Annotated in this window: 9 protein-coding genes; 4 read left to right on the forward strand and 5 right to left on the reverse strand. The window is 43.5% G+C overall.

Annotation, left to right across the window (positions count from 1 at the left end):
- Positions 1–40 precede the first annotated feature (40 nt).
- The 4 genes from INP77_RS10275 (at position 41) to INP77_RS10290 (ending at position 4687) form a co-directional block, all read left to right on the forward strand.
- A complete protein-coding gene (locus tag INP77_RS10275; protein WP_194748923.1) occupies positions 41–820 on the forward strand; it encodes a thioredoxin family protein in 780 nt (259 codons plus the stop codon).
- Between the two features lie 282 nt (positions 821–1102).
- On the forward strand, positions 1103–1318 hold the full coding sequence (locus INP77_RS10280; RefSeq protein WP_194748924.1) for a YozE family protein: 216 nt from the start codon (positions 1103–1105) through the stop codon (positions 1316–1318).
- A 37-nt stretch (positions 1319–1355) separates the two neighbouring features.
- Positions 1356–2309 (forward strand): PIN domain-containing protein, encoded by a 954-nt coding sequence (locus INP77_RS10285; protein ID WP_194748925.1) that lies wholly within the window; start codon positions 1356–1358, stop codon positions 2307–2309.
- Positions 2306–4687, forward strand: a complete 2382-nt coding sequence (locus tag INP77_RS10290) for a hypothetical protein (RefSeq protein ID WP_194748926.1) — start codon at positions 2306–2308, stop codon at positions 4685–4687. The genes INP77_RS10285 and INP77_RS10290 overlap by 4 nt, the downstream gene beginning before the upstream one ends.
- Positions 4688–5159: 472 nt before the next feature.
- Here INP77_RS10290 and INP77_RS10295 read toward each other — a convergent pair whose 3' ends face one another.
- The 5 genes from INP77_RS10295 to INP77_RS10315 form a co-directional block, all read right to left on the reverse strand.
- Positions 5160–5408, reverse strand: a complete 249-nt coding sequence (locus tag INP77_RS10295) for an AbrB/MazE/SpoVT family DNA-binding domain-containing protein (protein WP_228518853.1) — start codon at positions 5406–5408, stop codon at positions 5160–5162.
- Positions 5409–5564: 156 nt separating this feature from the next.
- Positions 5565–6935, reverse strand: coding sequence for a TolC family outer membrane protein (locus INP77_RS10300; RefSeq protein WP_228518854.1), 1371 nt, complete (start codon positions 6933–6935; stop codon positions 5565–5567).
- A 181-nt stretch (positions 6936–7116) separates the two neighbouring features.
- Entirely contained in the window at positions 7117–8487 is a 1371-nt protein-coding gene (locus INP77_RS10305) for an HlyD family type I secretion periplasmic adaptor subunit (protein WP_194748927.1), read from the reverse strand.
- A 67-nt stretch (positions 8488–8554) separates the two neighbouring features.
- A complete protein-coding gene (locus INP77_RS10310) occupies positions 8555–18724 on the reverse strand; it encodes a S8 family serine peptidase (RefSeq protein WP_194748928.1) in 10170 nt (3389 codons plus the stop codon).
- The gene (locus INP77_RS10315) at positions 18724–19443 is read right to left on the reverse strand and encodes a hypothetical protein (protein WP_194748929.1); all 720 of its coding nucleotides are present in this window, start codon (positions 19441–19443) and stop codon (positions 18724–18726) included. Before INP77_RS10315 ends, INP77_RS10310 begins: the two co-directional genes overlap by 1 nt.
- Between the last annotated feature and the right edge of the window lie 96 nt (positions 19444–19539).

Here is a 19539-nt window from a genome sequence, read left to right on the forward strand (position 1 = left end):
AAACGACCAATCCACTCCAGCCAATTGATGGAGTCTCGTCATGAACAAACAATCTCTGCTCATCGCTTTATACGCCATCGTGTTTGCATCAAACGCTACCGCGCAACCACAATGCAGCGCCATCAGCGGCCCACAAACCAATGCCCTGGTTGAGCTATATACCTCAGAAGGCTGTAGCAGTTGCCCACCCGCAGACCAGTGGTTAACGCGCCTAAAAACGCAAGGCACTCAGTTTGGCAACATCGTGCCCATGGCCCTGCATGTGGATTATTGGGATTACATCGGCTGGAAAGACAACTTTGCCAACCCTGCCTTTGCCAGGCGGCAACGTGACATGGCCGCCTCAGGGCATGCGCGTGGTGTGTATACGCCACAAATTGCCATCAACGGGCAAGATAGCCGCAGCTGGTTAAGTGATGCCCGCTTTAAAAGTGAAGTTGCCAGCATCAATCGCATGCCTGCTAAAGCCGAGATTCACCTGACAATAAATTCCCCCACACCAAAGTCAGTGCAAGTATCCACAAGCATCAAAACCGCAGAGGCAGGGCCACTGGTCCATTACCTCGCGCTACAAGAAAACAACCTGCAATCCACTGTCAATGCAGGTGAAAACCGTGGCGAGCTATTGCGCCACGATTATGTCGTACGCCAGTGGTTAGGGCCGTTTAAAGTGGGTGCGGATGGAAAAATAAGTGCCAGTCATGAAATCCAACTTCAACCAGCCTGGAAGCAGCGTGACCTTAATGTGGTGGCTTTTGTGCAGAACTCAGCAACGGGGGAGATTTTTCAGGCATTAGCTTTAGGGTTGTGTGAAGATTAACTTACTATGCCCATCGCAAGCATTTGTATAGTTAGAATGTAGTTTTGCAAGACCTGACCTCGAGGGTGCTCTAAAACTTAGAATAATTTTTTAGATTCTCTCTCCCTTGTAAATTACCATTGATACAAACTCACAGAGAATGGCAAAATTTCTTAAAGATTTTGCTAGGTAATCTTTCAAATTAGGATTATTTAACTGTTGCTATCAATTACTATTTTCATAATTAGACATATTATTGTTTATTGCTTGTACTCCGATCAACTTTATAGCTTAGGGAGAAGTATGGCTAAAGTTAGCAGTTTCTATAAATGGTTGAATAAACAATCCAATAGAGATGACATTATTGGTGATCTAGCGAAAGATCTTGAGCGAGCTCGCAACATCCCTCAAGAAAGTAACGACATCGAAATCTGGCTCTCGCATTTGAGGTGCAATGGTGCCTGCCAAGAGGCAATTGAAGCTATGCATGAGGCTTGGGCTGAGTTTGAAGCTTTGTAACTTTCTTGACTAAAAAATAATAAATAAACTTCAAATTATGCTTCACATATTCATCGATACAAATCCACTTTATTCAGCTGGAATGGGCTTAAACAATGGCGAATTTAGGAAACTATTGTTTCATTCCAAAGCTGGGCAGGTAAAGTTGTATATTCCCTTCATCAGTTGGGAAGAGCGAAGAACTCAAATACTTGAAGAAGCTTTGAAAAAGAACAAAGCTTTGCGTAAAGCTCATTCCGAATTTTCTACTTCAAAAAATTTATTTCTTGACCCTTTACCTAAGACGCCAATGTTTGAGTTTGATGACGATGCACTTAAACTCAAGTCGAAAGAGATAATGGCTCAATTTGCCAAAGATCATGGCATTGAAATTCTACAACTTGGTGAAGATCATGCTCAAAGAGCTTGGACTAGATTTTTTGAAATTCACCCACCCTTCAGCTTAGATGAGGCAGATCGGGAAGTTCGCAGAAAAGACATACCAGATTCCTGGATATTAGAGGCGGCCATCGATCTGAAAACAAGATTTGAAGAGATGGTCGTTTTTGGAAAGGACGGGAAATTAACCAAAGCTATCCAAGAGTTAAAAATCGATGTAATTGGAGACTATGAAGAGTTATTTGAAAGAATAAATCGTTGTATTTCGCCAGTTTTGACCGTTACTGAAGAGACTACTCCCGAAGTCATTCCTGTCGATGAATTGGAAAAAGCATTATTAGTATCTCAGCAAAGTTTTATGGGCCTTGAGAAGAGAGTGTTGGGTTATATCGCATATTTCGACCCGGCCAATAAAGATGAGTTGTTTGAAACTTTAAGCAAGCAGGGTATAGGTAGGCATATTTCAGAAAATATTGCTCAGAGATTGGTGTTAACAGATGCCATATCTGACTCAGGCAATAATTATTTAATAAAAAATAAATCAATGTGTGAACTTGCAGCTAGCGCAGTTGAAGATGAGATAATCAAAATGCTAGCAGATGATAAATCATGAAATCGAATTTGAAACTCAAAGCACTAAGACGATTAGTGCAATCATCAACCGATAAATCTAGTACTTCCATTGCGGAAGTATTGGAGCAGGCTAAGTCCTATCTGGAAAGTGGTAGTGATTACCAGGCACTCGAATTTAACCTACAAATCGTTGATATTCTGAAACACAGACATCCCATTGCGTCTTTCGATTTGTTAAGTGATTTCATTGGATCTATTTCAAAGCGAAAACTAGTTTTTGAGAATTTTGAAGAAGTAGTTGCGACGCAACTAGCTGAATATCAAAATGCAATAACGTTAACCTCCAAAGCTTTAGATGTTCTAATCGGATTGTGGTTTGACCAACCTCAGAAGCTGTTATTACTCTTAATTGAGCTAGAAAATTCCGAAAATTCAACTGTTAGAGAAAAGTCTAGAGGGGGCTTAAAGCTGCTTGCCACTTTCAATTTGAATGCTATGAGACATTACATGAATAACAATTTGTCTCCATATTCTATTCAGACCAAAATTGTCGATGTAATTAAAGAAAACAGCCACCTTCAAAGTAGCAAGTATTTCAATTCCTTGATAATCATCTACCGAGCTTTTCTGGAAAACGAAGTACAAAGCAGCTCTTGGGAAAGTTATAACAGCCTCTCCTTCTCTAGGGGTGAGATTCCTGTAAACACAGATTTAGAAGACATCAGGAACTTTGCAATTGAGGCGTTAATTAGTATTTATGGCAGTGTTAGTGACTTCAAAAAGAAGAAGGCACTTATAGATGTCTTGAGTAGTGCAACAATTGTTAAAAAATATTCCAGTGCTGAGTTTCAAAGAATTGCTCAGAAAAATGCTCTTTCCGTGCTTAGTTTCTTCCAACGAATAATTCCAAATGAAAACTTGATGATTGTTCAGCAAATCGAGCATTTGGCATATTGGAGATTTCGACATTCCATTTTTGAAGATGTCAAAGCAGAAGCTCTCAAAATTGAAGCTCTTCTTAAGCAGCACGAAGAGTATGAAATATTCAAAGTCCTTATCGGGTTTGAAGGGGTGTTTGGTGATTGGCAATCTTTAGAAGCGAAAGCTGGTGAATATGAATCGACCGAGCAATACAGGCAGATAAAGATTCAAACTTATGCGCATACAATTGACGCTTCCAACTTCGATGTATGGAAAAAAAGATTGATTGAGTTTTGCAAAGTTGAGTCTGATGATTTAGCTACCTTTCCTAAATATTATGAATTTCTTGCATTGATTAGTAAGTTGCATCCTGGGCTGATGTTTGAGTTTTTGACAAGAAATCATGAGCAACTAACAAACTTTTTGATCCCTATTTTTAGAGGTCTGTGGTCTAGTGATATGAGGGGAAGTTTAGTTGAGGCTATTCGAGCTTGGGCGAATGATGGACGATACATATACCAGTCGATGAAACTGTTTACTGACAACTCAGAGTGGGATTCTAAGTTAATTGGAACCATATTCTACAACGCTCGTAAATTTAAAGAGCTTGGGGCGATTTCACTAACTACAAATGTCGCTACATCAAACTTTAATTCATCAGATGAAAGTGGAAAGAGGATACTTATTAGGTATTTTCTAAAGAGTGTCAAAACATTAACTCGTTTTAAGTCAGCTCAATGGATATTTGATATTTGGCATTTGGCTGAGTCTCAGCGGTTGATATCAACATTAAGCCATAGTTCAATTGATTTAGTACTGAATAACTTAGTTAATCTTAAAGAAATTGATTATCAAGCTGAGGAAATTTTATATCTTATTTCTCTTGAGCACCCGTCAAAAGTGATTGATTACTTGTGTGACCGTATAGCTGTTCGATATGGAGATGCAAACTATGATGCAATTCCATTTGAACTGTTTAAGCTAAATGAATCATTATCGAAAGAACCTAATTATCTTCTTGAACGAATGTATAAGATTTATGAATTAGACAAATATAAATTCACATTTACAGGAAGTCGCCTATTTAGGATTATTCATTCAGAAATCAGCTTAGAAGCTCAGGAGAGCTTACTGAAGTATATTGATAAGTCGGTTGATCACATGTATTTTGTAATAGCTATCCTGCGTGATTATGAAGGTCAGGATTTCACTCATCCTATTGTTGAGTCGATCATCAAAAAATTACCATTAAACAGTGACTACTGGTCTGAGCTCTCAATTATTCTTAGTTCAACTGGCGTCGTTATGGGTGAATTCGGTTTTGTTGAGGTCTATAAACGCAGGCGGGAAAAGATTTCAGAATGGTTGCAGAGTGACAACATGTCGATTAAAGCTTTTGCTGAGTGGTTCATCACTAGAATCAGTCAAAGCATAGTAATCGAAGAGCAACGAGCAGAGGAATCAATTATTCTACGTAAACACAATTTTGAAAATTGATTATATTAAGTCAACCATACCCAAGATATTTAAATAGTGGGCAAAGATATTTACCCTTGTGAAAGGATGTTTTAAAGTCTCCTATGTTTAGGTTGGGATGTTGAAGCAAACTGACCAATAGCATTAAATTAAGAGAATAATTTAATGAATAAAATATGTTGTCATTCATTTAAAAAGCCCCAAGAATTTGGGGCTTTTTCATTCATAGTGTGCCCACCTACATAAAGCGCAACTAATCAGCTCTTATTGTCAGATATTTACATCTTCTAAAAACATCAAATATCACAACATAATGCTGCCATAAATTGCAGCATCGCCGATCATTCGGCACATAAGATGCAACTGCTTAATTGTGAAAACGATTTATCGTCTGAATTTCAATGGATAACCCGACCTCGGAACTCACATCGAAGCAAGTATGAATGAATTAAGCTTAGGATTATTCCTGGCCACACCATTACTGGCTCTACCATCATGGGCTTTCCTGACCAACGGAAGGCATACCTTCCCAGCCTTCCACACTTGGCAACCCCTCGGCCATTTCTGCCATAAGATCGACCAAGTTGTAGCGTGGTGTATTGCGGGCCTCCACAATCATCTTTGCACCACGCATATGCAGTTTCACTTGCGATCCTACACTCAGCCCATTCTGCTCTATAAAAGCCTCTGGCAAGGTCATTACGAATGAATTACCAACTTTGCGTAAAGTTTGAAACATCATATTTCCCTATCCCAAGAAAAGGCGCGACAGTTTAATTAACGGGTATGGCCTCTTTTTGTTTTTTCAAAAAGCATTACGATTCAGAATTCATCTCTGATGTGTATTCAGCATTTTTTTACCATTCTAACTCGTTCTCTTGATGGAGTAGCAGCAAGACTAAACCGGGGCCAACCATTGATTCACCTCATCCAGATCATCCTCACTCAATAGGCCACTACTGTATTTGAGTTTGAGCAATCCCAGCAGATAGGTGTAGTGCGTTTGCAGCAACTCTCGCTTGGCATTAAATACCTGTTGTTGCGCATTGAGCACATCAACGTTGGTGCGGATACCTAGTTTGAAACTCTTGGTGGTTGAGGTGAGTTGGCTTTGCGCTGAACGCAGGGTTTGTTCGTTAGCATGCGCCTGCGCGATGCTACTCGTGATTTCTAGGTAGGCCTGTTTGGTATCAAGCTCGACTTTACGACGGGCAGCTTCGATTTCTTCTTGGGCTTTTTGTTGTTTGGCGATGGCTTCCCTGACTTTAGAGCTTACCGAGCCACCTTGGTAAAGTGGGATTTGCAGCTGCAACCCCACCGTGGTGTTATTTAAATCACTGCCAAAGCCATTGATACCGCCATTGGCATCTGTTCTGGTGTAATTGGCCACAGCGTCCAGGGTCGGCAAATGGCCTGCGCTGTTGAGTTCGACCGCCTTGTTCGCCAGTTCATAGCTTACTTTTTTAAGCTGTACAGTGAGGTTATTTTGCAAGGCTACGTCCAGCCACTGTTGCAAAGCAGGCTGAGTGGGGGTGCTAGAAGTGCCTTTAATCGCTTCGGGTTGCTGCAGTGGAATATTGGGCTGGATACCGAAGAGGCTAGCCGGGTAGCGGCCAGTCAATAGTTTTATCGCTTGCTTCTTGTTTTCAATTTCGATGCTTACCGCAATTTCTTGCGATTGCACCACATCATATTTAGCCTGTGCTTCATCCACATCGGTGATAGTTGATACCCCATTTTTGAAGTTAGCTTTGGCTTGGGCCAGTTGAATGGCAATGGCCTCTTTTTGTGCATGGTTCAGTACCAGTTTGTCTTGGGCCAACAGCACATCAAAATAGGCTTGTGCCGCTTTCATGAGGACGTCCTGCCGATCTTGCTGGAGTTGCAGGTCTGCCTCATTCACTTCTAATTGAGAAGCCTGGTATTGAACGACATTCTGTTTACGATAAAGAGGTTGATTGATATTGATGCCGTAGCTTAAGGTATTAAAGCGCTCGGAGCGGTTGTTGTTATTAAAGACGGTTTGGCCGGTGTATTGAATATTGGTGTCTGAACGACTCAGATTGCCATTGAGGTTAATGGTCGGGAGCAGCAAGGCCTTGCCTTGCACCAGTTTCTCTTGCGCACCGACATTGGCATAGCGTGCCGCGGCCCAAGTCGGGTCATTCGCTAAGGCCAGTGTATAGACTTCCTTGAGGCCCATTCCGGGCTGCGGTGTCTGTGCAGGTGGTTCTTCAGTGGCGAACTGAGCTGACTCAGCGTAGAGCATGCCTGGGGCAGTACTAAGAAATACTCCAAAGACAACTATCCGTAAGGCAACTGCTATTAAGATGCGTGTGTATTTAAGCATTTTTATGGTCTTTTATTATTAGGCGATCAATGGAGGCCGAGTGCCGCCGAGTCACTCTCGGTGAACAAAGCCCCATACATCAAAGCAAGATCAATAAGACCTAGCGCTCCCTAGCCGCTTCATGAAAAGCTTTTCTGACTGGAGAGAGCAGATACTCCATGACGGTCTGGTCAGCCAGTTTAATTTCGGCGGAGACTTGCATGCCAGGGGTAAGCTCTAGAGATTTTCCGTCTACGGCCAATTGTTGCTGGTCTAGCTTGATCAGCGTTTTATAGCTAGCGGGCAGCTGAGTCTTAGGTTCTTCTGTGGGGTTATTACGCTGTTGCGTTTGTTCGGTCGCATCCGCCCCCACTTGCTGCACCACCCCATCTATCATGCCGTATTTCTGAAACGGATAAGCGGTGAGTTTGAGTTTGACTTCCTGCCCTTCATGCACAAAGCCAGCATCTTCGTTTTTGATCCAAACTTCAGCATTGAGGGTTTCATGCACAGGCACGAGCGTCATGAGCACCGTACCAGGAGAAACCACCGTACCAGGTGTATGGGTAGCTAGGTCTTTGATAATACCGGCTTGAGGGGCTTTGAGTTGCAGCAAACCATTTTTATGTGACTGTTTAGCCCAGTCTTGTTTGAGCTTTTGTTCTTCGGTAAAGGTGGACACCTTTTCTGCTTCTAGCTTTTGGCGGTAGTCTGAGCGGATCTGTGCGAGTCTTTGATCCGCTTGCGCAATGGTGGCGCGGATGGCTTGTGCGTTGTGCTTCTGTGCTTCAAGGTCTTGCTCGGTTTCTATGCGGAAACGTTTTTTTTCATCGACCATCAGTTGGCCGGCAAAACCTTCTTTGCCTAGCTCTTCATAAGAGGCTTCTTGCGCTTTATAGGATGGGAGGGTTTGCTCTAGTTTGCGCTGGATTTCTTGCGAGGCAGCTAAATCACTTTGGGCTTTGCGTTTGCTGGCAAGCTCAGCAGAGAGGTCATCTTGATAGGCACGGATATTCGCAAGATAAGCCGCATTGACTTTATCAAACAGGTTAAGATCGTCGCCTGGCTTGCGATGAAAAGCGGTGCCATTTAACTCAGCCGCTATCCTGCGTAAGGTGAGATCATGGTAATTCAGTGCATCGGTGATGGTGGTGCTGTCTGCTTCAGCGGCATGGCTATCCATCTCGACCAAGACCTGTCCCGCTTTGACTAGCTCTCCTTCAATCACCCGGATATCTTTGACGATGCCGCCTTCTGAAGGCTGTACGATTTTAAGATACGTGGCGGGGATGAGTTTGCCTTCGGCCACGGCCACCACATCCAGCCTGCCAAAGATAGCCCAGACCAACATCAGGCACATCAAGCCTAAAATCAATCCCAATACGATACGAGGCATTGGTGAAGGATGGGCTTGCTGGATATGCAGGAGCTGCGGGGTGAAGTTAAGGGTTTGTGGATTGATTTCTACCGATAGCTGTTTATTTTTTGTCATGATTCGGTCTCTATAAAAAATTACACCACTGAAATCATTCAGTGGTGTAAGAAAGGTTAAGACATATTTATGACAGTTTTATGGCTTCGTTTGCCCCAATGGTAGAAGTACTGAAGGTCTGGGCCACTTTACCAAAATTGGCATCGCTCAATACAGCTTGGGTTGCATTCAAGCCCATGCCGGTTAGGCTGCCATTACGGCCATATTGGTAAGCAATGTCTCCGCCAATGGCTTCTGTGTTACTTCCAGTTTTAAGGTGCGCTGAAAGGCGAGTTTCCGTTAATTGCCAGTTTGAAATCGAACCAGCCGCATCAAACGCAGCTACCAAGTTAGCAAAGTTAAAGTTTTCAATCTTGTTATTACGTAAAGTGTTAGAGCTTTGAGTAGAAAAACCGGTTAAGGACTCTGCAACCACTTGCAAATTAGCAATACTCTTTGCGTTCACCGCACTATTGTTAGCATACCAATCTGCGAGTGTGATCTTGTCTGACGCCCCCACATTCAACACGAGATCGCTCCCACTCCTAGTGAGGCTCAACTGGTCATAGCTGCTAAGCTTACCTAATGAAAGCGTGAGTTTTGGACCATCGCCAGCATACAATGTATCTTGACCGTCACCGACATTAAACAGAATAACATCGTTACCTGTCATGCCAGCATAATAGGGCTGCTCCGAATCTTCTCCAGGAATTCCATCTTGATCGCGGCTGGCATAGATAATGTCATTTCCTTTTCCTCCAATAAGGGCATCATTACCTGCTTGCTGGCCTGTTTGACCTATGAATCTGGAACTAAGGTAATCATCTCCAGCACCGCCATCCAGTATTGCATTTCCAAGCGCATCATTGGTATACCAGCCGTTTACATCTCTATCCAGAGAGTCATTCCCCTCACCTCCCTGTAGTATGTCAAACCCCGCAACACCACCAGATAAATGGTCAATGCCCGCATTGCCAATAATAAAATTCGAACGGCTATTGCCTTTAATCGTATTATCTTCAGCGTTACCTAGAGCGTTTGATCCGTTATTGCTGATAGTTACCCAATTGGTTTGTCCATTTGCCAATGTATAGGTTTGAATATCTGAATAAACCTCCCCATTACCCACAACAACATCGCCAATATTATCGACATAGTAGGTATTCCAGCCTGTGCCCCCATCTAAACGATCAGCGCCAACTCCACCATCCAGGGTATCATTACCGTCACCTCCATATAGCGAATCGTTACCATCTTCACCATATAGATAATCGTTATCTAGCCCACCATATAACTGATCATTGCCTAGCCCACCATATAACCTATCTTGACCATTATCACCATTCAGTATGTCAGCGCCTCCCATTCCAATAAGAATATCATTCCCAGATGAACCGGAAATCGTATCGTTTCGATTGGAACCATAACGCAAATCCGCCCCTGTTGTTGATGGTTTAAAAGTTAAAGTCATCTCAATCTCATCTAGATTAATCGTCTTATCATTAAAAACGATCTTTCTGTTGGCATTTGAACTATCTACTGACCACCAGTCGTTAAAGGTTAATCTATCCGCGGTATTGTTGATAAATTCAACAACCAAGTTCGATTTTTGAGCTGGCTGTGAGCCCCATGCAAAAAGATTTGCGGTTCGGGTCAAGTTCACTTCATTACTGCTAGCATTGACCCTTATAGTTTGCGATTCAAATGAGCCGCCACTAATTGCGGTGTAATCAGGATTCCAATGTTCATCAGCGGCCACATCAATCCCATCGCCACGTGAGAAGACATAGGTATCACTGCCATCGCCACCGTACAAATAATCATCGCCGGCACCGCCAGAGAGCGTATCGTCTCCTGCGCCACCATAAAGTGTATTGGATGCTTCATTACCATACATGAAATCGTTACCCAGGCCGCCATTCATTGATTTGACACCACTAGTTCCGTACATAGTGTCATTATTGTCTGAGCCGATAAAGTTATAACCAACCCGTGTTAGATAACTTTGCATCGCAAGTACTTCTCCAGTAGGAGAGAATTTTATTTGTTCAATCTTTGATGACTCTTTGAACTGATCTTGGATTAATAATCTACTGAAATACTCTGATGAACTGACAGGAGAATCAGTAATGTAACTACCCTCTGCTGATATTTCTAAATTGTCATGATTATCATTGGTTAGCTTTCTATTAACATTCAAATAGAAAGTGTAATTTCCATAAGCATTGCTGTACTCTTGACCCTGCAGCAAGTTTTCAAATCCGACTTCTACAGTGTCATTATTTCCTGCTGTTGAATCACTATCTATGACAATGTCAATTCCAACCTCAGCAGATGAGTAGGAGGTAATTTCATATTGACCAACAACGTAAGTGTCATTACCAGCAGCACCGATCAGAGTATCGGAGCCTCCTCCTCCATTTAAGACATTATTGCCAGAGTTACCAATAAGAACGTTATTGGAATCATTACCCGTACCATTGATAGCGGCTGTGCCAGTCAAAGTCAGGTTCTCAAGGTGGCTGGTAGCGCCAAGCGTATAAGTCACACTACTTTGCACAGTATCAACACCACCTGTAGATGTCTCAGTGATAGTGTCAGTAGTGGTATCTACTATGTATATGTCATTACCATCGCCACCGATCAGGGTATCCACGCCTGTGCCTCCATTCAATGTATTCGCAGCAGAGTTACCTGTAATGACATTATTTAAGGTGTTACCTGTACCGTTGATTGCAGCAGAGCCAGTCAATATCAAGTTTTCAAGGTTGCTAGTAGCACCAAGCGTATAAGTCACGCTACTTTGCACAGTATCAACACCACCTGTAGATGTCTCAGTGATAGTGTCTGTGGTGCTGTCTACAATGTATGTATCATTACCATTGCCACCCACCAAAGTGTCAGTACCTGCACCACCATTAAGGTTGTCGTTACCATCACCACCGCTTAAGGTGTTATTGCCAGAGTTACCAATCAATAAGTTATTTAGCGCGTTACCAGTTCCATTTACTTCGTTAGTTCCGGTTAGTATGAGATTTTCAAGATTACTTGAAGCACCTAATATGAAAGTCACGCTGCTCTGCACTGTATCTACGCCACCTGTAGAGGTTTCAGTGATGGTATCTGTTGTGCTATCCACGATGTAAGTATCGTTGCCGTCACCACCAATTAAGATATCGACCCCAGCTCCACCATCTAAAGTGTCGTCACCTGCAGCTCCATTCAAAGTATTTGCAAGGTCATTACCTATTAAAGTATTGTCTAAACCGTTTCCAGTAGCGGTTGTAGCATTACCAAACAGTATCAGGTTTTCAACGTTGGCATCGAGGTTACGACCCAAATTCACAGAGGTATACACTGTATCAATACCTTCATTTGAATTCTCAGTGACCGTATCGTTTGTACTATCTACGAAGTATGTGTCATCACCTGCGCCCCCTTGCATGACATCTTCTCCCTGTGCGCCATCCAATATATTGTTAGCAGCATTACCTATCAGGGTATTGTTCAGAGTATTACCGGTCGCATTGATGTTATCGCTACCGGTTAACGTCAGGTTTTCTAGATTCTGCCCAAGCGTCCAGGAAACTGATGATTGAACAGTATCGACACCTTCATTGGTATTCTCTGTAACCCGATCAGTCCCAACATCTACGATATAGGTATCATTACCCAAACCACCAACAAGGTCATCAGAGCCTTCTCTACCATCTAGGATGTTATTTCCTGCATTCCCAACAACCCTATTTGCTGCAGAATTCCCGGTACCATTTATATCAGATGTACTGGTTAGGGTGAGCATTTCTACATTATCAGACAATGTATATGTCACCGATGCTTGTACTGCATCATATCCGCCACCTGGTAACTCAATGACAACATCATTCACATTGTCAACGATATAGGTATCGTCTCCAGTGCGTCCTTCCATTCTATCTGCACCAGCCTTACCATTAATCGTATTTCCTCCACTATCCCCAACCAAGTTATCATCCCCAGCAGTTCCCAATATTTCTGCGCTTGTTGCAAAGATAAAGTTACTGGCAGTCAGGCTGGCTGGAGGGACATTTCGAAGTGTAATTACTGGCGCATTTGCACTACTACCAACAACAATTCTGGTAATTGTTGTAGAGCCAGAAGTAAATGGTTGAGCAATAATAAGATCGGATAGTTTAGTAATGTCTGCATAGTTTCTCAGATCAATTTTATCTTCACTGACATTAAAATCCCCGATCAGGTTGCTTGAGGTGACTACCGTACCAGCCCCAGTAACTGTTAAACCAAAACGCTGAGAGCCACCTGCTGAATTCTTCAAGACGTACGTATCTGAACCAGCGCCACCAAGCATGCCGTAATTCAAAGTGCTGGTCGTGATATTCAATTCGCCCAGATCGTTATCAATATAAATGGTATCGTTTCCAGCTTCACCAGAGAGTAGATCACGTCCAGTACCACCATCCAGCAGATCGTCTCCATCGCCACCAAATAACGCATCGTCGCCACTGTTGCCTAGTAATATATCGTCACCCGCATTACCAGCTAAACCATCGTTGCCACTACCGCCAACCAGGAAATCATTGCCACCACCACCATATAAAGTATCGTTACCGGCCCCACCCTCTAGCCAGTCGTTCCCAGCACTGGTCCCACTATAATCGCCCCAAAGCGTATCATTCCCATCCCCACCATCTAAGAGATCTCGATTATTATCAGCACCAACAGCATCATTCCCTGCCATTGCGTAATAAGTCATATCTCCACTGGTCGTTGGCAAAAGTAAGGACTGTGCTGACGCATCACCTGATGCAAACGCGTTTGCCATGTAAGGTGTGTAACGATCCAATGCAGTCTGATCTTTCAGGATTAGCACTGACTGCTCTGTGAGGTTTGCCAAAGTCATATTCTTGATCAAAACACTTTGAGCACTGCCTAAGTCCAGGCGAACATCAGAACCTATCTGTGTTTTGGTGATCTGGCTAAAGTCTTCCAGGCCAGAGAAACCAATCAGAATAATTTTCTCGCCAGCAGTAGCCAAACTAAAATCAGTAATAGTGTCTTGTGAGCCAGCATCAGCGCGGATAACAAACAAGTCTCGATCAGCCCCACCTGTGAGCGTATCGTTGCCTTTTCCACCGTCCAAAAAGTCGAGTTGTGCTCCGCCACTCAAACTATCATCGCCACGACCACCTACTAGCCGGTTAGCATCTGCGTTACCAATCAATGTATCGTTTCCATCCCCGCCAAATGCATGCTCTACATTGCCGTTGATAGTGAATGTTCTACCACCAATCGTGGAAGTACTGCCATTATTCAAATTAATGGTAACGTTCGTGGATACTGCCGCTGCATTAATAATGTCCAATCCAGAGTTGGTGTCCGTAATGGTAGTTCGGCTAGCACCAGGAGCCGTTGCAAACTCATCCGTAAAGTAATAGACATTATCAGCAGTAGATGAAATAACCGGGGCTGCGCCATACACATTGTCTCGACTATTGAAAGTCTCATTAAAGTCACTGCCATAGACATCTACTTTCCAGCCATATAAAGTACCAGTGCCTCTGCCACTACGATCAGTGATTTTAAGTTGCCAGTTTCCTTGTGCATTCTCACCGTAGCTGTGGGTGGTATCGAGAGCGAAAGTCAGCCTGCCGTCCCCCACTTCACCACCAGGGTTCGCCGTATAAGTCCCGGTGTTCGCTAACAAAATACTTTTGGTACCCGTCGGTGAAATCAACTCCACCGTTAAATCGCCCCAGTTTGAATGGTTAACATCCAGGCTGACTGTCGCATGCTCTACACGCAAGCCCGCACCAATACTCAAAGTACGGGTAATGACTGCACCATCTGCAATTGCAACATTCAGGTTTGCGGCATTATTCATACTGCCTTCGCCACTCACCAAGTGTCGTTCATTGAGGCTTGTATGATTGCCTCCGATCCAAGTTTCAGCCAATCTCACCGCCGCTCTGGCATCAATCTCGCCAAACCCATAGTCATGGCTTGTATGCATTCCGCCACCGTTCCAGTCTGTAGCGCCGTTCCAAACCGTATCCGTGTTTGGATCATTCACCTTTTTAGCTGTAATCGCCAATATCTTCTGTACATCTCGCCAGCCTAAATTGGGGTTGGCTTCCAGCATTAAAGCAACTACGCCAGAAATAATCGGCGTTGCAAAACTGGTACCTTGAGTTGCACTGTAGTCAGAACCAAAAGTAGAACCACTATCAGACTCTATCAACCGGCTTGACGATGCAATATTAGATGCAGGTGCGGATACTAAAATACTTGCACCTGGGTTGGAGAACGGGGTGCCGCCAATTTGCAAGCTGCCTAAATCTGAAGCCGCATTGATACCCCCAGCCACAATCACACCACGGTTAGCAGTCAATGCATTTGTATTTGTGTTTCCGCCTTTTTGCCGGTCATTGCCCCCGGCCATCACAATGACAGTGCCAAGACCATTTCTACCATTCTGGACTGCATCCAGAATTCCACTTTGTAACAATCCAACTGGGACGACATTGATATCAAAGTTGGATACAGCACCCCAGCTATTATTTACAACATCATAGTTTTTGAAGGTTGCCAAAGCATTAGTAATTTCTTGCTCCATTGCCGGAATGGTGAGACCAGAGCCTTGGATATAATGCCCGGAAATTTTTGCATCGTATGCTACACCTACGCCGCCTTCACCATTACGCGCACCGACGATTACGCCTGCAACCATAGTGGCATGATTTGAATAAGTCTGCGGGATATTGCTGTTAGGGTTCGACAACCAATTTTGATCCAGATTTGGCTTTAGGTCAGGATGGGTCACATCCAAGATTTCGGGGCCAACAGAGAACTCACCACCTGGTTCAAACTGAGCAATTTTTACACCTTTACCAGTGTAATCCTGCCAAACCGGAATAATATTCGCTTCGCTTAAATACCATTGATCAACTACTAAGGGATCAAGTGGCACATCTGGTGTACGCAAATAAACTGCTGCTTTCATAGTTGCCGATGCACCATTAGAAATCACTTGAGTTACATTATTCGCTGCATCAGCAATGCTATATTTGAAACCCATGATGCCTTTGTAATTAGGGTCCGCGATAAATTGTATTTCGCCATTAGTAATAGTAGGCGTCCACTCTTTTGTCGTGGCATCATAGCTACCCACGATAGTGCCACCCTGAACATCAGTAATCACAGTAATATGCAACGCATCATTCTGGCGATCAATATCATTACCCAGCAACTGAGATACATTGATTAGCTGTACTCCACTACGAGTAAATGCTGTACCGCTGGCATTCTTGTCCAAAATATCTTTCACTGGCATAGGCGCTGCCAGATCAGGGTCAACCCACGAAACATCCTTGAAGGAAAGCTTCTCAACATTGGTCAGCGTGTCAGTGCCATCACGCCCCAGCAAATCAGTTACCCGGTACTTATTATTCTCGAGTTTTGTTACCCGATACTCGGCATAACTGCCAGAAAACTCTGCAACGTCATTACCAGCACCACCATCTATACTGTCATCGCCTTGACCGCCATTAAGCACATCGTTACCGTCGCCACCTGACAAGCTGTCATCGTCCTGTCCGCCTTCGATAATGTCGTCGCCAGCACCGCCCATGAGTTGGTCCCTGCCACGATGACCGCGGATCAAGTCATTACCAGCACCACCATCAATGAGATCCTGCCCATCTTCGCCAGAGAGTACATCGTTAGCTGCACCACCGATGATAATGTCATCACCCTCGCCAGCTTTAACAAACACACTACTACGGCCACCGCCAATAAAGATATCATTCCCACGGCCGCCCACAGCCACTTCAATATGGCTTTGTGTCAGGTTAAGCGTCACCCCCTCATCTCCTATCACTTGCGCAATGTCATTGCCATCGCCGCCATCAATGGTATCAAGGCTGTCGAATAACAGGACATCATCGCCTGCACCCGCATTCATGGTGTCAGCGCCTTGTCCTCCAGCTAACCAGTTATTGGAAGCATCACCAATCAGAGTATCGTTCCCACTATTGCCATATAAATTGTTAACACCTAAGGTTGCAGCATTCAGGGTGGTGCCAGTGGTAATAGACGTGCTGTAAGCAGTCACAGCCTGACCATTCGCAGGCGCTTCGGTGCTGATCTTGACACCATTCGCATCAATAGTGAAAGTAGAACCGGCAGGGTTAGCAATAAAATCTACCGACTGCACAGTTTTGCTCTGACCATTCTGGACAAAGGTCCCGCTGGCGCGTACCTGATTACCGCCATTGACGAGGCCTGACTGATTCGTTGAACTGAGGTTAATCGAGGTAATACCCAGTTCAGCCAACGTTTTAAGTTCACCTGCGTCAGTTGCCCCATCCGCATTGGCATCTATCCATACGCGTACCTGAGAGTAGGCAGTATCTTTATTATCAAAAATATTGTCCTTGTACCCTGCACTGCCAACGGTGCCATTGCCTTTGTCCAGGCTCTGTAGCGCCTCAAAGCCATTGTTATATGCTCGATTACCCCCTGCTGCCACGTTGTAAAACTCAGAGAGCGTTTCATGAATACCATCAATATTGTTGTCGCCATCAATGTCATGTACCAGTATGCCATCAGTGTTAAAAGTCTGGCCGGTAGTGGTATTGGCTTTCACCCAACCAGTTTGCTCTTTGCTGGCACTTGTGTCTCGGTCAATATCAAATAAGACATTGCGTTCAGCATATGAAGTGAGTTGTACACCATCCCCATTGAGGTCGAGAATCAGCGGGTCAACATAGGTGAAGCTACCTTTAAGGGTAGAAGACACACTGTTGTTTACAGCAAAGTTAGGTGCGTAAACAGCCTGACCGTTGAATACGCCTACAGGTGAGCCATATTGATTAATGGGAGTACTAGGACCGCTTGGAGTACCATGCAGCGTAGAAATCGGGGTCAGAGTGCCATTCGGACTTAAAACGATATTGTAGGGATTAGTATTACCTACACGGATACCATCTGTGGCAGTTAAGCCCTTCAAAACGTCAATGTAGCTACTGCCGTTAAGAGTGTTGTCGCTGAATCCCACGGTGGCAACCGGTTTGACGACTGCAAGGCCAGCGGCTACGTTGGCAGCAGCAGCGGCTTCGGAAGCTGTAGGTGTTTGTGTAACATTGAAGTTAGGAGCTGTAGCAGTCGTACTTACCAACAAGCCGTTCTGAACTGTGGGGAGGTTGAGCACAGTACCTGCTGGTGGATCTATTACATTGACTCCAGGATTAGCCGCTTGAAGTTGATCTATTGTGATTCCGGCAGCAGCGGCGATTAAATCGCCTTTAGCGCCAGTACCGACGGTCCAAGTGTTGCCGCCAGTACTATTTATCGGGACACCATCCCTAAACATTTGAACCTTCGATACTACGCTTCCATCTACTTTCTTATCTGTAAAGCTGACTAACGTTTGTCTGCTGTCTACTGTGACAACTTTAGTACTTGCGTTCCCAGATTCAAATGTTGTGGAATTTACAGAAAGGTTTACTTTGGTTTCATGGTAATTAGGATCAGTTGCTGGCAATCCATTAAGCACATCATTTAAAGATGTATACCCACCGCTACCAAACAACCGAGTTTCAAATGGAAATGCCCCTAAAGTCTTTCCATTTGCATCAAACACTTGAACCAACCCCTTACTAGTCTGATAGCCAGATATAGGTAGGTTGACTACATTGTATGTTGATCCAGGATTCTTGGTAATAAACTCTTGAATTGATTTAGAATAATTTGTAGTACTATTTCCCAACTCACCGATAAACTCAATTGCAGCATGACCAACTATTGGCCAAAAAGCTTTCCATTCATTAATATAGCTTAGACCAAGTGAAAAATTTCCAGCAAGTATTTCTTTTCCACCGATCATCCCATTTCCTGGGAACCATTGACCTAATCCCTTGGAATCCCAAACTTTTCTAGCGCCAAGTAACATATCTATGTCTGGCGGTACAATCGCTTTGCCGTCTGATAGTTGCCGAATCAGATTAAAATCATTTTGTGCGATTTCTCTAGAAAAAGTCCCAACATCAATAGTGTAGAGATTTGGGTTAATAGCCTTAATTTGATCATTGACTGACCAAGCGATTCCTCCTACAACATTGCTAGAAGATGATATTTGCGCCATCAGTAATGCTGACTCACTACCTGTAAATTTATACAAATTTACATAAAAAGCTACCCGGTCATCGTTATCTAGATTCGTTTTTAGTTGCTGGTATTGGGTTTGCGTTAAGGTAGCCATTATCTCTCTCCTGAGTTTTTAGTTTGATTAAAAATCGCTTGTTCAACCTGCTTAATAACTTTCTGGTTCACTTCTCGCCAACGATAAAGATGTTTTCTGCGCATTTGATAGCTGATATAAAAACCCTGTTGCATGAAGTAATTAACATTACAGCCCACATCGGTTTTTAGTTCTGCGCCTCCTATGTAATAAGGCATTGCGCAACTAATCCAAACATCTTTACCACCATCTTTTGGAATAATGTAGCTAAAACCTGCCCCAGTGCTTGAATAGCGATGAGTATCTTCTGATTTAACTAACAATCCATCGCCCTCAGGTATGTCAACAATAATTGGGTTCGCTAATACTGCGTGCATCTCATAAGCATGAGCAAACCATTGCTCTTTGGACTCATCAAAAAAGTGAATGTCTATATTCATATCATCATCGTTTTTCCACATCACCGCATCATCAAAGATTTTCACGCGTGACAAATTAATCCAAAATATGTCCAGAGCCCCTCGTTCATCAACTATTGGCGCAAACTCTCGACTAATCTGCATGTGAAGGACTTTATTGCAAGTTGTTCTGCTCTTATTTGTATCAAGATTCCACTTTGTACAAGCATCTACTTTTATAAAATGTGGACGCTCATAGCAATACCAGCTTATGTAAATCAGAAAAAGTAAAGCACCAATCAATATCACTTTACTTTGCCTAAAAATTTTAATTTTATTCACTTGGTTACCCTTATTTTTTCTTATGTATTAGCCAATGAATAACGCTGTAACCTTTGGCATTAGCTACGACTAATGCTGTCAATCATTGCACACGGT

The organism is Methylophilus sp. 13 (genome assembly GCF_015354335.1).
In the GTDB taxonomy this organism is placed as follows: domain Bacteria; phylum Pseudomonadota; class Gammaproteobacteria; order Burkholderiales; family Methylophilaceae; genus Methylophilus; species Methylophilus glucosoxydans.

Bases quoted from the DNA above. Each gene is read 5' to 3' on its own strand.
- INP77_RS10275 (WP_194748923.1), top strand. From the start codon at position 41: ATGAACAAACAATCTCTGCTCATCGCTTTATACGCCATCGTGTTTGCA.
- INP77_RS10300 (WP_228518854.1), bottom strand. From the start codon at position 6,935: ATGCTCTACGCTGAGTCAGCTCAGTTCGCCACTGAAGAACCACCTGCA.
- INP77_RS10310 (WP_194748928.1), bottom strand. From the start codon at position 18,724: ATGGCTACCTTAACGCAAACCCAATACCAGCAACTAAAAACGAATCTA.
- INP77_RS10305 (WP_194748927.1), bottom strand. From the start codon at position 8,487: ATGACAAAAAATAAACAGCTATCGGTAGAAATCAATCCACAAACCCTT.
- INP77_RS10280 (WP_194748924.1), top strand. From the start codon at position 1,103: ATGGCTAAAGTTAGCAGTTTCTATAAATGGTTGAATAAACAATCCAAT.
- INP77_RS10285 (WP_194748925.1), top strand. From the start codon at position 1,356: ATGCTTCACATATTCATCGATACAAATCCACTTTATTCAGCTGGAATG.
- INP77_RS10290 (WP_194748926.1), top strand. From the start codon at position 2,306: ATGAAATCGAATTTGAAACTCAAAGCACTAAGACGATTAGTGCAATCA.
- INP77_RS10295 (WP_228518853.1), bottom strand. From the start codon at position 5,408: ATGATGTTTCAAACTTTACGCAAAGTTGGTAATTCATTCGTAATGACC.